The 14,253-nt window shown below is 66.9% G+C and carries 8 protein-coding genes; 1 reads left to right on the top strand and 7 read right to left on the bottom strand.

Annotated elements, in window-relative coordinates; all coding sequences use genetic code 11:
- Positions 1 to 11: 11 nt before the first annotated feature.
- The gene (locus EDC25_RS03985) at positions 12 to 1,058 is read left to right on the top strand and encodes a class I SAM-dependent methyltransferase (RefSeq protein WP_165910873.1); all 1,047 of its coding nucleotides are present in this window, start codon (positions 12 to 14) and stop codon (positions 1,056 to 1,058) included.
- Between the two features lie 152 nt (positions 1,059 to 1,210).
- Here the strand turns inward: EDC25_RS03985 and EDC25_RS03980 are convergent, their stop codons facing one another.
- The 7 genes from EDC25_RS03980 to EDC25_RS03950 all read right to left on the bottom strand — a co-directional run bounded on the left by EDC25_RS03980 (position 1,211) and on the right by EDC25_RS03950 (position 14,199).
- Positions 1,211 to 2,965, bottom strand: coding sequence for a hypothetical protein (locus tag EDC25_RS03980; RefSeq protein ID WP_123523093.1), 1,755 nt, complete (start codon positions 2,963 to 2,965; stop codon positions 1,211 to 1,213).
- 401 nt (positions 2,966 to 3,366) lie between these two features.
- The gene (locus EDC25_RS03975; RefSeq protein ID WP_123523092.1) at positions 3,367 to 5,589 is read right to left on the bottom strand and encodes a hypothetical protein; all 2,223 of its coding nucleotides are present in this window, start codon (positions 5,587 to 5,589) and stop codon (positions 3,367 to 3,369) included.
- A 204-nt stretch (positions 5,590 to 5,793) separates the two neighbouring features.
- Entirely contained in the window at positions 5,794 to 6,882 is a 1,089-nt protein-coding gene (locus EDC25_RS03970) for a hypothetical protein (RefSeq protein WP_123523091.1), read from the bottom strand.
- Entirely contained in the window at positions 6,882 to 8,354 is a 1,473-nt protein-coding gene (locus tag EDC25_RS03965) for a GMC oxidoreductase (protein WP_123523090.1), read from the bottom strand. The genes EDC25_RS03970 and EDC25_RS03965 overlap by 1 nt, the downstream gene beginning before the upstream one ends.
- The gene (locus EDC25_RS03960) at positions 8,351 to 9,661 is read right to left on the bottom strand and encodes a lipoprotein N-acyltransferase Lnb domain-containing protein (protein WP_123523089.1); all 1,311 of its coding nucleotides are present in this window, start codon (positions 9,659 to 9,661) and stop codon (positions 8,351 to 8,353) included. Before EDC25_RS03960 ends, EDC25_RS03965 begins: the two co-directional genes overlap by 4 nt.
- Complete coding sequence (locus tag EDC25_RS03955; RefSeq protein ID WP_123523088.1) at positions 9,661 to 10,503, bottom strand: CorC family transporter; 843 nt, start codon at positions 10,501 to 10,503, stop codon at positions 9,661 to 9,663. The genes EDC25_RS03960 and EDC25_RS03955 overlap by 1 nt, the downstream gene beginning before the upstream one ends.
- A gap of 213 nt (positions 10,504 to 10,716) precedes the next feature.
- Complete coding sequence (locus tag EDC25_RS03950; RefSeq protein WP_123523087.1) at positions 10,717 to 14,199, bottom strand: cadherin-like domain-containing protein; 3,483 nt, start codon at positions 14,197 to 14,199, stop codon at positions 10,717 to 10,719.
- Between the last annotated feature and the right edge of the window lie 54 nt (positions 14,200 to 14,253).

The following is a 14,253-nucleotide window of genomic DNA, read 5'->3' as shown; positions in this document are numbered from 1 at the left end:
TAGAGATGCCGATGTGTGCACTGAAATCGGTGGCGCGATGGCTGCGAAAGGTCCGCGCCGCGGAGACGGGCGATGCCTACGACCGGCGGCTGCAGCAGGAGCTGGCCAACTACTCCGCCTGCGTTGATGTCAACGCGCTTCCGGAAATCTTCCACTACTGGTCGGATACCTATATCCGGCCGATGATCGAGGAGGTCGGGGCGTCCAATCCCGACCAGTTCTTCGCCCGCTTCCTGATGCAAAGTGCCCAAAATGGAAATAGCGGGGCGGCTGCTCAATTTGTGAGCATCGGCGCAGGCAACTGCGACACCGAGGTGCGCGTGGCGAAACTGCTGCGCGAACAGGGCTTGCAGGACTTTGTCATCCATTGTCTGGACATCAACCCGGCGATGCTGGCGCGCGGCATGGCGCTGGCCGAAGCCGAAGGCGTGGCCGCGCATATCCGGCCGCTGCATGGGGATTTCAACCACTGGCGGCCGGGTCGGACTTTCGACGGTGTGATGGCCAACCAGTCGCTGCATCATGTGGTGGAGCTGGAGGCCCTGTTCGCCAGCGTACATGACTGCCTGGCTGATGGCGCCCTGTTCGTGGTCAGCGACATCATCGGCCGCAACGGTCATGCGCGCTGGCCGGAGGCACTGAGGGCGGTGCAGTCGTTCTGGACAGAGTTGCCGGATGCCTACCGCTACAACCAGGCCTTGAAGCGCCACGAGCCGCAGTACATCAACTGGGATTGCTCGCACGAAGGCTTCGAGGGCATCCGTGCCCAGGATATCGTTCCGGCACTGCTGCAACGACTGCATTTCCACTGTTTCATCGGCTTCGGCAACGTGATCGATGTCTTCGTCGACCGCAACTTCGGTCACAACTTCAATGCCGACGCCGAGTGGGACCGCGCCTTCGTCGACCGCCTGCATGCCTACGACGAAGCCGGCCTGGCCGAGGGACGGCTGACCCCGACGCACATGCTCGCGGTGCTGGCGACGGAGCCGGCGCAGCGGCGTTTCTGCAGCCGTGGCATCACGCCCGAGGCCAGCGTCCATCCCAGCCTGCGCTGACCCGCGTGCCGGCCGCGACCGGCGGCACGAACAAGGCTGTCCTTCCGACTGCTGATCTGTCCGAGCCGGCGGCACCGGCGCTACCCTTCAGGGGACCCCGGCCTGATGCTCGTGCGCCGGCCCGCGGGTCGACATCGCTGGCGTTGCCGTATTCAATCGACGGCCGGCATGCAGTTGGCATGGCAGCGGATGCGACCATCCTTGTCGAGACTCGCGATGCGGAGGCCGCGCTTGTCGTCCAGCCCGACCACATAGCCCCTGAACCGGATGCTGTCGCCCTCGACGAAGCGGGACAACAAACCGACGACACGGTGTTCCGCATCGACGGCCAGCAGCCGTCGCCTGCCTTCGCCCGCAGGCGCGGTGAACCGGATTTCCCATGCCGGCGCGTCGGGTAGTTCGTTGTCCACGTCATCGAACTCGATGACCGGCGGATCCGGCCAGGCCTCGGTGGCTGCCCATGTGATCCGGCGGCCCTGCATGCGCGACTCGGGCCAGGCAAACATGGACAGGCCAGCGCTACGTACCGCCGGCAGTCCTTCCAGCACCTCGTTCAGATAGGTCTCGCCGTAGCGGCCCCCGTTGACGGGCAACACGCCCACAGCCAGGCCGGTGGCCACCAGGCGGATATCCTTCTGGACCCGGTGTCCCCAGCCGACATAGCCGATGCCCGTGGCCAGTCCGGTCGCCAGCGCAAGCGCCACGAAAACCGTGGCCAGGCGCGGCTTCCCCGCCGCCGTTGCCCGGCTGCCGCGGACGAGTGCGATCCAGGTGACAGCCATCCAGAAAAGGCTGGACCAGGGCAGGAACCGGGTGGCGAAGATCTGTTCCGGAAACTGCACGAAGTAGTCGGCCCGTGCCAGCGCGACGATGATCGAGGCGGCGATGGCGAACCATGCCAGGCCCAGGGCGACCAGCAACGTGCGGGAGCCGAGCCGGTGCCTCCAGGTGTCGACGCTTGCCCAGGTGACGTAGGCGATCGCTGACAGGCCGGCGACGGCAACATGTCGGTGATTGCTCCAGATCGAACCAAATGCCCGTTCGTACAGTCCTGAACTGGCGGCGGCGACCGGTTTGATCAAATCCGGAAGGTAGCTGCCAACCTTGGGGTCGATGAAGGCCAGCAGCATGTTCACCGGCGCGGAGCACAGCCAGGTGGCGGCTGTCGTCAGGGTCAGGACCGGATCGAAGGCGAGCCGGTCGCGGACGCCGGTACCGCCCGGCAACAGGAAATACAGCGTCACCGTCATCGCCAAGCCCGCGGCGAGCCAGGGCAGGAGGCGGTACCGGCGTTGGATTGCCAGCACCATCCCGAGCGCGACGAAGGTCGCCATGCCGGGGCCAAAGCTGAAGGTGGCGATGAAGGCCAGCAGCAGCGCCGACAGCAGCGGCCTCGCGCCCTGCCTGCTTCCGGTGACCAGCAGCAGCCCGCCAGCCAGGCAGGTGGTCAGCAGGTAGCCGTGGACCGATTCGTTGCCGTGCAGCAGGTAGCGGGCATTCCCCATCCAGAAAATGCCGAATGCCGCCATGGCAATGGCGGCGCCGCGGCACGCCGCGGGCAATGAATCATCGTGCCGCGCGACATGGGCCAGGAGTAGGACGGTACACAGGGCGAGAAGGGCGCCCACAGCCAGCTGCAGGACCTGGTTGGCAAGCAGCCATTCCATCTCCACCACGCGCAGCAGGGCCGGGAAAACCGGCCGATGGCCGTTCTCCAGGGTCAGGATGTCGGCGGGAAAGGGCTTTTCCAGGTAGATGCGATAGAGCCGCCACTGGTCGGCATGGATCTCGGTCCACCCGTACTTGGCAATGGCGACCAGTCCAAGAACGACGAAAACAGCGGCAACTGGGAGGAAAACGATGTTCGCACTGGGGCGCGGTAGACGTTGGACGGCGTTGCCAACCATGGGTTAGTGCCAGACGGTCAAGGGGACCGGGTCCATGCTATCCCACGCAAGGACGCGTGCATGTGGTGTTCAAGTGGATGGCCGGCATCCGGTCTGCAAAAGGGCGGATGGTTGTGCTGTATCCGAGGTGCATTGGCGCAGCCGGAAACTGTCCCGTACCGCCGTAGATCCCGTTACGGGCGCGGGCCCGTGCGCGCCGGTTCCTGTCCCGACCGGACTGATGCCGGGGGCCGAACGGCCCGACCCGCCGCGCAACGCCGAGCGGCTGCGCCTGGCGCCGGGCACGATGCGGCTGCCCGGATTGAACCGCCGCTGCAGTGGTCCGACCGGACCGCGCTCAATCCCGCGATTCCCCGCGCGTCGCCTGCGCGGGTGTCGTGGGATCGTGGGATGCACATTGCTCATTGTCCGCTGAATGCACCCGGCCGGGAATACAAGGTTGCGCCGGCGTCCCCGAACGACAGCCAGCCCGCTGCAAGAAGTGCCCGACGGTAGTCGGCGATGGCTGGCGGCGATCCCTCGTCGGGTGGCAAGACGACATGCTGGATGCCCCACAGGTCCATGAATTCGAGCAGGGCGCCGCCATCCCGAACGTAGGCGGGTCGGGAATAGCCGATGCTGCGGATCTCCTCCACGGCGATCGGCAGGGCCGCAAAGTACTGTTCGTCTCGCGGGTCGAAGCCGATGCCGCGTTCCCAGGCCGGACGCGAGGCAAGGCGCCGCGCAATGCCCGAAACGCCCGCGCGCTGGAGGATGCGCTCCCGCCACGCTCCGGTTTCGAACGGGGTCTTCCCGAACTGGCTATCGAAAGGGCGCGTGCCCGGCTGTCCCCATCCGGCACTGATGAAGGAATGGGTGGCGTGGACCAGCCCGGTCAGCAGCAGTGTCGTCGCGAGTATCGCACCGGTGCGGCGGCCCGCGTCGCCCAGGCGTGAGGACGCTGCGCGCATCGCGAGCAGCGTGGCGAGCGCCACGGGCAGCATGAAGTAATTGCCGTCGCTGCCGCGCGAGTGGTAGCGCCAGGCGATGGCCAGCAACAGTCCGGTCAGCGCCAGCACCAGCAGCAGCACCCGCGACCAGGGAGAGGGTGGCCCAGCCCCACGTGGTTCGCGGCCCATCGCCGCGGCAGCAAGCGACAGCACGGACAGCACAGCCCAGATGTTGCCGGTCCAGCCGATCGGCATCTTCGGCATGGTGCTCGGTGCAAACAGCCAGTCGTGGAACAGGGCGGGCACATCGGACCAGTCTTGCGGCCGCGTCCAGTTGAGCGTGCCGGCCGGCTCGGCGATGTGCATGCCCAGGGCGTTCCAGAGTGACAGCAGGGCGTCAGGGCCGATCGTAGGGACGCCGGCGAGGGCCCAGGTGCGCGCAAGGAGCACCAGCGCGGCAAGCAGGGCCAGTGTCGTCGTGATGACGACAGCGCGTACCGGCTCGGCAGCGGCAGCCGTTTTTTCCGGTCGCCAGCCTGTTGCCATCCGACTGAGTGTGAGCTCGTGTGCGACCAGCACGATGAAGCCCATGCCGACGTAGGGAATGGCGGTCAGCTTGGTCGAACAGGCAAGCGCCGCCGCGGCCAGCGCATAGCCCAGCGCTGGCGGTCTTCGCCGCTGGAACCAGTCAAGCAGTTGCAGGCACATCACCGCCATGAACAGCGCGCAGAGTGTGTCGCTCTTGAGCGTCAACGCCGTGTTGGCGACGGCGGGCAGCGTCGCAATGATCCAGAGCGCCCACCATCGCCAGCGGCGCGTGATTCCCAATTGCGTTGCCAGTTGCCAAAGGGCAATCCAGAACAGGGCACCGACGGCGATGGCGAGTCCGGTCTGCGGCCGCAGCTGGTCAAACGACGTCAATGGCAACAGCAGCACTTCCCACAGCTTCGGGAAATAGTGCACCGGCGCCACCAGCGAAAGGGGCTGGAAGATCGATCCGCCCGGCGCGAGCAGGCGGTCGCCCTGGCCGAGGTACCAGACGGTGTCATGGCCGATCACGTTCGCCGTTCGCGCCATGAGGATCAGCAGCCATCCGAGCAGCAGACTTGCCTTCACGCAGTCCGACCTGGGGCGCGATCGCAGTGCGCGGAACAGCTGGATGCAAAGCGGATTAGGGTGAGCGGCGATTGCAGCGATGCCGATGGCCAGCAAGAGCCAGCCGAGATGGGCAGGGGTCGCCAGGCTGAAAAGCGAGAGTGTGGCGACGGCAAGAACCCACGCACCCGTCCCGGCGATGAATGCGGGGAAGATGTCGGCGCCGGCCGGGTCGGCCGCTTTGGCTCCCGGCGTCCGGCGCAGCATCGCCCCGATCGCGTACAGGCTTTCCATGATGAAGAGGCCTGACAGCAGCGTGAGCTCGGCATTGTGCCGGCGAAGGAAAACAAGGGTCACCGCGACGGCCATGAGAATCATGCCGCGCCGGCGTCGCGCTGCCGCCAGCGCCAGGCAGCCCAGCAGCGCCAGCGCCTCGATTCCGCCCTCGACGGCACTGGGCTGGCTCAGATGCCAGTTCATGCCTTTCACCACCAGCAGATCCCAGGCGACGATCGCCAGGGCGGTGATGACGGCCACCGGTATGAGGAAGTCCCACCACGGCTGCTGCGATCTGCTGGTCGATCCGCGTCCTGCGTTCATGCACCTGACAATGGCGTGACAAGATCCGATGCTGGATCATCGGGGGATATTGGAAGCTTGCCAATATACAGGAAGCTGATCGATATGTGCCTTGCGCCCGTCGATCCCGCACTGGATGGAGCGGGCCGGGTGAAAAGCAGCGGCAGGGGCGCACGGCGGCCACGATGGGGCGGCGCTTACGCCGTCCGGACCGCCACAGGGATTTCAATCCTTCACGACGAGTACGCCGACATCGAGGACTTCGCCGGTTTCCATGTCGTGGAGCTGTAGACGGGCTTCGCGTGCGACTGCGAAGTGGCTGGGTGGCAGGAGTGCCGTAATCAGGCCGTTGCCGCGATCGTTGGTGGTCACCAGCGCATCGCCGTCGTAAAGGACCTGTACCTGGTCGGGCGCACACGCCGTTCGGATCCACAGTCCTTCGTGACCCTCCCGCTGCGGATTGCTGGGGCGGCCGGCGAAGGTGACATCGGGGCCCCATGCTTCCACGGCGCAGAACACCGAGGTCGAGCCGTCTTCGAGGACCAGATAGGGCGGCGGTGCCTTCACGACGAAGTGCCCGATGGGTTGCCGGATGCGCTGCATCGGATCGACCAGGGCGATGGGGTACTCGCCCGGGGCATCCAGGATGCGGTCGCGCAGTTCTCCGTACAGTCCGGACGTCACCACGGCTTCGGATATCACGGTCGGCGCCACCACGCCGTCGATTTCGATCTTCAGCCAGGAGGGCGCATGATCGATCTTGAACCAGAGTCCGGAGTGGCCGTCCGGCTGCACGTTGACGCCCACGCCGCGCGTCGTTTCCCGAGGGCCCCAGTCGACGACTTCGGCCAGCTCTCCCTGGCGCCAGTCGGTCGCGCCCGCGGGTTCCGTTTCCCCGTACAGCACGAGTCGCAAGGTCGCGGCCAGGCATTCGGTCTCGCTGAGCAGCCAGCCTTCGATCTCGCAGAGCCTGCCGGCCTCGAAGTCGCGGCTGACGGCCGCCGCCAGCCGCTCGCTGAAGTGCGGCGCCGATGCATGGACGGGCTCGTCGGTTTCGAGCATCGCCAGCAGGCGACGCTCCAGTTCTTCACGGTCCGGGCTTTCACCGCCGCCATGGCGTGCCTTCCATGCCAGCGCCACCGGCGTCGTTCCACGCAACTGCTGGATGACAGCCAGTGCCTGCGAGTCGAGCAGGCCCTGCACCGGTTCGACAACGGGTGCCGCCGGGCCGCTGCGGCAGCCGGGAAGGGTGGTGGCCAGTGCGATCAGTGAAAGGCCGCCCAGGCTGCCGGTGATGAATTCGCGGCGTTCCATCACGCTGTACCCGTTCCACTGCGGCCGGACAGCTGTTCGCCCAGGCGCAGGGCCAGCGCGACGATGGTCAGCGTCGGGTTGCTGAAACCATACGATGGAAACACCGAAGAGCCGGCGACGTGCAGGTTCTCGATGCCATGGACGCGGCAGTCGCCGTTGACGACGCTGCCCTCGGCGTCGGCGCCCATTCGCGTGGCGCCCATGTGGTGGGCGACGAAAGTGGGACTGCGTTCAAAGGCGAGTTCCGGCGGCATCAGTCGCACGCGGCCGGTGCGACGGCTGCCCCATTCACTGGCCAGCGCCTGCAACAACCGGTCGCCGCGTTCGCGGTCACTGTCGAGCATGTGCCAGTCGATGCGCAGGCGCGGAACACCCAGCGCGTCGCGCTCGCCACTGAGAGAGATCCGGCTGTCGGGGTCGGGCTGCGGCTCGAGGACGACCTGCATCCGGTACCACCAGCAATCATCGCCGCGCAGTCCCAGCGCTTCGTTTCGACCGTAGCGGTGCGGGATCAACTGGTCATCCGCGTGCGCGACGGGCGTGATGGCGAAATTGCCCAGCTCCAGTTCGCGCTGCGCTTCCGGTTTCAGCGACAGGATCGGCATCACGGGTCCGGACTCGTGCGAGCGGCGTCCGTATTCCAGTCGTGCCGGCAGCAGAACGAGCGCCGGTGCGAAACCGAGATGGTCTGCAAAGTACCGTCCCAGGGCAGGCGAGGCGAGACCGCTGTCCGACGGCGCGCCGCCGGCTGCGGCGGCCAGCAGGAATCGCGCGTTCTCGATGCCGCCCATCGCGACAACGAAGTGGCGCGCCTTCAGGCGCGCCCGCAGTCCAGTGCGGTTGGCCAGCTCGGCCTCATGGATCCGGTCACCCCGCATGCCCAGGCCGACGGCCGTGGCATTCAACCAGCACTGGACGTTGCTGGCGTCCTGCAGGTCCGGGCGGTAGCGGACGCCGAAACGCGTGGGCGGACTGAAGCGGAACAGCTTGTGGCAGAGCAGGGATGAGCCACTGACATCCAGGAGCGCATCACGCCAGGGTTCCAGATGGGTGTCGGCGTCGTAGTCGTTGCTGCCGATCTCGCACCATGTCGCGGCATGGTCGTAATGGCGCGCGAGTTCGGCGTGCGCGATCGGCCAGCCACCATTGCCCAGCCAGTCGCGCGGCTCGAAGATGTCCGGGTCCATCGGTCGCGACCAGCCGCCCCAATGGTTGCTGGTGCCGCCGAGGAAACGCAGTCGCGTCGCGCCCACCGGATACACGCCGGGATCGTCCCCCGCGGGTCGGTAGCTGTCGTTCTCGTCGGGTGTCGGCAGCGATTCGCCGCCGCCTTCGGCCAGGACGATCTGCCAGTCCGGACGCAGTCGGGCGAGGGTGAGTGCCAAGGTGATGCCGGCAGGACCGGCACCGAGGATGCACACATCACAGTCCTGCAGGGGCAGGCGCGTCTGGTCCAGCAGGTCGACAATCATCTGGTCACGGTGCTTCGCCTCCAGGCGACAAGCAGGGATACGTGAATCGGGATGAAAAGCAGACACCAATGCAGGTTCTGCTGGATGAACGTGTCGGGCACGACCTTGACCGCCAGCCCGCACATGGCCGACAACCCTACCAGCCAGGCGAGGGTATTTCCAGACTTTGTGGCGCGCGGTCCAAGCAGCCACAACGCCGCAAGCGCCAGACTTAGAGGATTGAGCAGCATCAGGTTTTCATTCCGATGCGCAGCGACATGGTCGGTGCCCAGCCACAGGAACAGCAGCACGGCGCCGGCTACGCCGAACAGCAGGTGCAGCAGGAATGCGGTGAATTCCAGTGCGCGTGCAGCGCCCCGGCGCGCCCGGGCACGTGACGACAGCCACAGGAGGAGCACTGCGACGGACAGGCCGGTGACGGCCATTGACGTGCGCCGATCCGGCGGCAGCTCGGCCGGCGCATTGCCACGACCGGGATGCAGCACGCGCTCGTTCGTCACCAGCGGTTCGCCTTCGCTGTTGACGACATCGCGGAGGTAACGCTGCAACATGCCCGGAATGAACATTTCCTCCCACAGGCTCAGGCGGCGGTCGGTGTCCGGGCCCAGGCCAAGATCGATGCTCAGTGCCAGCCAGGCGTCGTCCTTGGCCAGCCTTGCCGCATGCATGCGGTAGGTGAATCCGCGCGAGCGGCCGGAGGTCTGCCGGCGCAGTCCGCCACCCAGCGCCGAGTCGATGGCGTCGCGTACGCGCGTCGAACAGTTGGCGCGGAAGTACTCGTACAGGTAGTCACGGTTTTCCGGACGCACCGCGTCGACGAGTGATCGCAGCAGGTCATCCGCCTGCCGAGGTGTCAGCGCCAGATCCTGCACGACGATGCCGCGGTCATCGGACACATAGGCCGCCAGGTCGTCCTCGGCCGCGAAGGCCAGCGCCTGGTAGAGCATGCGCCCGAGGATGAAGCGGCGGATGAAACCCGGCTGTTCGAAATCGAAATAGCCGAAATTGAAGGACAGCGTTTCCCTGCCGGGTGGTGTGACCAGCAGCATGTTGTGGCCGAAACGCTCCCAGTAGATCTCGCCGGGCGCAATGGTGGCCAGGGCGACCGTCGCGGCCGGTGTCGGATCGGGCAGGTCCGTGCCGTCCGCCGCCGCTTCGGCGTCGTTCGCGGCGACGCTCATGCCTTCCGCCGCCGGCGGCACCGGCTCCGCGGCCTGCGCGAGGCTGCCGCAGAGCCATATCAGCATGCACAGCAGGAACGCCTGGCCACCCGGGAACATTCCCTGGTGGCCGGTCTGCGCAGGCATCAGCTCGCCGAGGCCAGCGTGAACATGTGCACGCGGCGATCGTCGGCCTGGGCGACCTGGAAACGGAAGCCGCCAATCTCGATGGTTTCGCCGGTCTCCGGTACGTAGCCCGCGGTCGCCGTCACCAGACCGCCGACCGTGTCGTAGTCCTCGTCGGAGAACTGGCAGTCGAAGCGGGCATTGAATTCGGAGATCGGCGTCAGCGCGCTGACCTTCCAGCCGTCGCCATCCGGCTGGATGTGCACGACCGTGGCATCGTCGGCATCGTGCTCGTCGTCGATGTCGCCGACGATCTGCTCCAGCACGTCCTCGATCGTAATCAGGCCGGCGACGCCGCCGTACTCGTCGACGACGATGGCCATGTGGTTGCGACTGGCGCGGAATTCGGTCAGCAGGAGGTTCAGGCGCTTGCTTTCGGGAATCAGCACCGCCGGACGCAGCATCGGCCCGAGGGCGAAGCGGCCGTGGTCGCAGGCCGGGACCTTCAGCAGGTCTTTCGCGAGCAGGATGCCGACGATTTCATCGCGGTCCTCGCCATGTACCGGAAAACGCGAATGCCCCGATTCGATCACCACGGCGCGTATGTCGTCGTAGGTGGCATCGAGCGGAATCGACACCATCTGTGCGCGCGGGATCATGACATCGGCCACGCGCAGGTCGGTGACGCGCAGCGCGCCTTCGATCATTGCGAGCGTGTCGGCTGCAAGCAGGCCGTTGCTTTGCGCGGCGCGCAGCTCGTCGATGAGCTCCTCACGACTCTGCGGTTCACCGCCGAGCATGTGGCCGAGTCGCTCCAGCCAGGAGCGGGAAGGTTGCGTACTACTGGGGGGTTCGCCGTTCATGTAGCGGGAAAACACGCTCGCGACGGAGCGGGGAAACCGAGTGTACCCGATTGCTGCTCAGCTTGGTAAGCGCGGAAAATCAAGGGTTTGCCGGTACTTTGTGCAGAAAGGCCGCCGCTGGGCGGTCGTTCCGAGCGAATCGGGCCCGCTGCAGACCTGCGGGATGTTCCCCTCCACGCAGCGGCGGCCGTCTCCGGCCGCCGCTGCCCGGGATCAGTTCACGGCGACCAGCACCGTGGCCGTCGCGGTGCCGCCGCGCCCGTCGCTGATCGTGTAGGTGAATGCGTCGACCCCGGTGAAACCGCCGTTGGGGCTGTAGGTCACCGTGGTGTTGTTGAACGACACGATTCCATTGGCAGGTTGCGTGGTCGAGATGATCAGCAGCGGATCGCCATCCGGATCGAAGTCGTTGTTGAGCACCTGGATCACGGCAGGCGTGCCGAAATCGGTGACGGCGACGTCGTCGTTGGCGACCGGCGGCTGGTTCGGCGGGGCGCCGGTGACGCGGACCAGCGCCGTGGCGGTGCCACCGTTGCCGTCGCTGATCGTATAGGTGAACTCGTCGGCTCCCGGGAACGCGGCGATGGCGGTGTAGACGATCACGCTGCCGGAAATGACGGCGCTGCCGCTGGACGGCGGACCGACCGCGACGATGGTCAGCGGATCGCCATCCGGATCGAAGTCGTTGGCGAGCACGTTGATCGTGGCCGAGGTGGCCGGGTCGATGGTGACGTTGTCATCCAGGGCGACCGGCGCCTGGTTGACCGGCGTCACCGTGACCGTGACCGTCGCCGTGGCCGTGCCGCCATTGCCGTCGCTGATGGTGTACTGGAACGTCAGCGCGCCGACGAAGCCGGCTTCCGGTACGTACTCGACCATGTTGCCGACGATGCTTGCAGTGCCGGACACCGGCGTGGTCACCGACACCAGGGTGAGCGGGTCGCCATCGGGATCGCTGTCGTTGTCCAGCACCGGGATCATCACCGGAACGCTTTCGGAGGTCGTCGCGGCATCGTTGGCGGCAACCGGTGGCTGGTTCACCGTGCTGATCGCGATGGACACCGTCGCCGTCGCCAAGCCGCCGTTGCCGTCACTGACCGTGTAATCGAAGGTGTCAGCCGCCGGGCCACCGGCAACAGCGGTGTAGATCACCATGTTGCCGCTGATCGATGCCGTGCCGACGCCCGGTGTCGTCACAGAGACAATGGTCAGCGGGTCGCCGTCCGGATCGCTGTCATTGGCCAGTACGTCGATGGCCGTCGGGACGCCCGGCGGGACCGTGCGGGTATCGTTGACCGCCACCGGCGGGTTGTTCACCGCGGCTGCAAGGAACACCGTCGCCGTCGCGAAACCGCCGTTGCCGTCGCTGATCGTGTAGTCGAAGCTGTCGGTGCCCGGGAACGGGACGGCTGGCGTGTAGACCACCATGTTGCCGCTGATCGTCGCCGTGCCGGCCGCTGGCGTCGTCACCGACACGATCGTCAGCGGATCGCCATCGGGATCGCTGTCATTGGCCAGCACATCGATGCTGGTCGGCGCGCCCAGCAGGATGGTGCGGGTGTCATTGACGGCGACGGGCGGCAGGTTCACCGGCGGCAGCACGTTCACCGTGACCGTCGCGCTGGCCTGGCCGCCGTTGCCGTCGTCGATGGTGTAGCTGAAGCTGTCGGCGCCCACGAGGCCGGCACCCGGTGTGTAGAGGATGTTCGCGCCGGCGATCGACGCCGTGCCCAGCGCCGGCGTGCCCACCGCGATGATCGTCAGCGGATCGCCGTCGGGATCGCTGTCGTTGGCCAGCACGGGAATGGAAATCGCCGTGCCGCTGGTCGTCGTGGTGGTGTCGTTGACGGCAACCGGCGGCGTGTTCGCCGCGGCGTCGACGCGGACGCTGACGAAGCCGGTGTCGATGCCGCCTCGCAGGTCGCCGACCGTATAGGAGAACGCATCGTTGCCGGTGAATCCGGCCGCCGGCGTATAGACGACCACGTTGCCGGCCACGACGGCGGTGCCGGACGACGGCGCGCTGGTGGCGAAGATCACGAGTGGATCGCCATCCGGATCGAAATCGTTGGCGAGCACGTCGATGCTGACCGGCGTATTGACGGTGGTGTTGGCGCCGTCGCTGCTGGCGACCGGTGGCCGGTTCGGCGCCGGCGTGACCGTGACCACGACCGTTGCCGTAGCAGTACCACCGCGGCCATCGCTGATGGTGTAGGCAAAGCTGTCCGTGCCGACGAAACCGGGGAGCGGCGTGTAGATGACCCGGTCACCGGAAGCCACTACCGTTCCGTTGGCTGCCGGTCCGGCTTCGACCAGGACCAGCCTGTCGTTGTCCGGATCTTCGTCATTGGCCAGTACGTCGATGCTGACCGCCGTGTCGGCCTGTGCGACCACCTGGTCGTCACGGGCCACCGGGGCACGGTTGGGATCCGGCTGTTCCTCGACCGTGACGGTGACGGTGGCGCCGCCGGTGCCGCCATCCGGATCGGCCACGGTGTACGTGAAGGTGTCGACGCCAATGAAATCCGGGTCCGGCGTGTACACGACCTGCATGCCCTGGATGGCCGCATTGCCGTTGGCCGGCTGGCTGACGCCAGTGAGGACCAGCGGATCGCCATCGGGATCGCCGTCGTTGGCCAGCACGGCGATGGCGACAGCCGTTCCACGTCGGGTCGTTGCACTGTCCGGCTGGGCAACAGGGAAGTAGTTGCTGTATTCGCGCGGGCCCTGGCTGACGCTGACGCGCGTGCCGGCCGAGGTGACATAGGAATCGACGGTGCGCGGGGCGGCGTTCGAGGGCCGGCCGAAGGCGCGTTGCACCCATGCCGGGCTGGCCTGGCCGGTGCTGGGCACGAAGACTCCGTTGCGGCCGAACTGGTAGCGCAGGAAGAACGATAGCCGCGTGTCGGAATGTTCGTCCTCGAAGTCGCCTTCGCGACGCTGGTGCTCGGCCCGCGCCGTCATGGCCCAGCCGCGGCGGCCGAGCGGGGAGTCCAGGCCGATCGAATAGATGGCCGCGCGGGCGGCGCCGTCGCCGTCCTGCAGGCCGGCGCCGCCGTAAACGCGCATGCCAAGCGGGTCGAAGACATGGCTGAACTGCACGCCGACCTCGGTGTCGTAGGCCTTCGTCGCCAGCAGCGTTTCGATCGTGGTGATCTCCATTTCGGTGTAGGCGCCGATCTCGTCGCTGCCGGTGACCGGGCGCGCGATGTCGTTGAACCTGCTGCCGGCGGATCGGCCGCCACCGAATCCGCGCGACAGGTAAGCGTCGACCGCGTAGTTCGGCCGCTCGATGCCGAAGCCCAGGGTCGCCTTGCGGTTGTGGTCGCCGTTCTGGACGATCGCAAAGGACAGGCGCGCCACCGCCGCCTTCGAGGGATCCTCGCGCACTTCGTCGGCGGTGGCGCCCCAGAGCCAGTTGTAGTCGCCCTGGACGCCGCCGGCGCCGCTGCGGTCCCACCACAGCTGGCCGACCACGGCGTGCTCGTCGTTGCGGCCGAAGACGCCCATCAGCTGGCCTTCGGTCTCGCCTTCGGCATTGAATCCGATGGAAATGCTGCCGTCGCCGCCGACGTAGGTGATCGGCACCGAGGGGTCGGTCACCTTCGGAGTCCTGTCGTCGTCGGTCGACCATGGCGGCGCAGCCGCGGCGATGGTGGTCGCCATGGCGATGCATGCAACGAATAGGCGGCGCATGGAATCCCTCCCGGATGGCGCAGCGACTGGCCTTGCTCTGCCATGTTACGCGGG

Source organism: Pseudofulvimonas gallinarii (assembly GCF_004343305.1).
GTDB classification, from domain to species: Bacteria; Pseudomonadota; Gammaproteobacteria; order Xanthomonadales; family UBA2363; genus Pseudofulvimonas; species Pseudofulvimonas gallinarii.
Note: the sequence above shows the minus strand (reverse complement) of the source record. Positions and strands in the feature narration are given on the sequence as shown.

Bases quoted from the DNA above. Each gene is read 5' to 3' on its own strand.
- EDC25_RS03985 (WP_165910873.1), top strand. From the start codon at position 12: ATGTGTGCACTGAAATCGGTGGCGCGATGGCTGCGAAAGGTCCGCGCC.
- EDC25_RS03980 (WP_123523093.1), bottom strand. From the start codon at position 2,965: ATGGTTGGCAACGCCGTCCAACGTCTACCGCGCCCCAGTGCGAACATC.
- EDC25_RS03975 (WP_123523092.1), bottom strand. From the start codon at position 5,589: ATGAACGCAGGACGCGGATCGACCAGCAGATCGCAGCAGCCGTGGTGG.
- EDC25_RS03970 (WP_123523091.1), bottom strand. From the start codon at position 6,882: ATGGAACGCCGCGAATTCATCACCGGCAGCCTGGGCGGCCTTTCACTG.
- EDC25_RS03965 (WP_123523090.1), bottom strand. From the start codon at position 8,354: ATGATTGTCGACCTGCTGGACCAGACGCGCCTGCCCCTGCAGGACTGT.
- EDC25_RS03960 (WP_123523089.1), bottom strand. From the start codon at position 9,661: ATGCCTGCGCAGACCGGCCACCAGGGAATGTTCCCGGGTGGCCAGGCG.
- EDC25_RS03955 (WP_123523088.1), bottom strand. From the start codon at position 10,503: ATGAACGGCGAACCCCCCAGTAGTACGCAACCTTCCCGCTCCTGGCTG.
- EDC25_RS03950 (WP_123523087.1), bottom strand. From the start codon at position 14,199: ATGCGCCGCCTATTCGTTGCATGCATCGCCATGGCGACCACCATCGCC.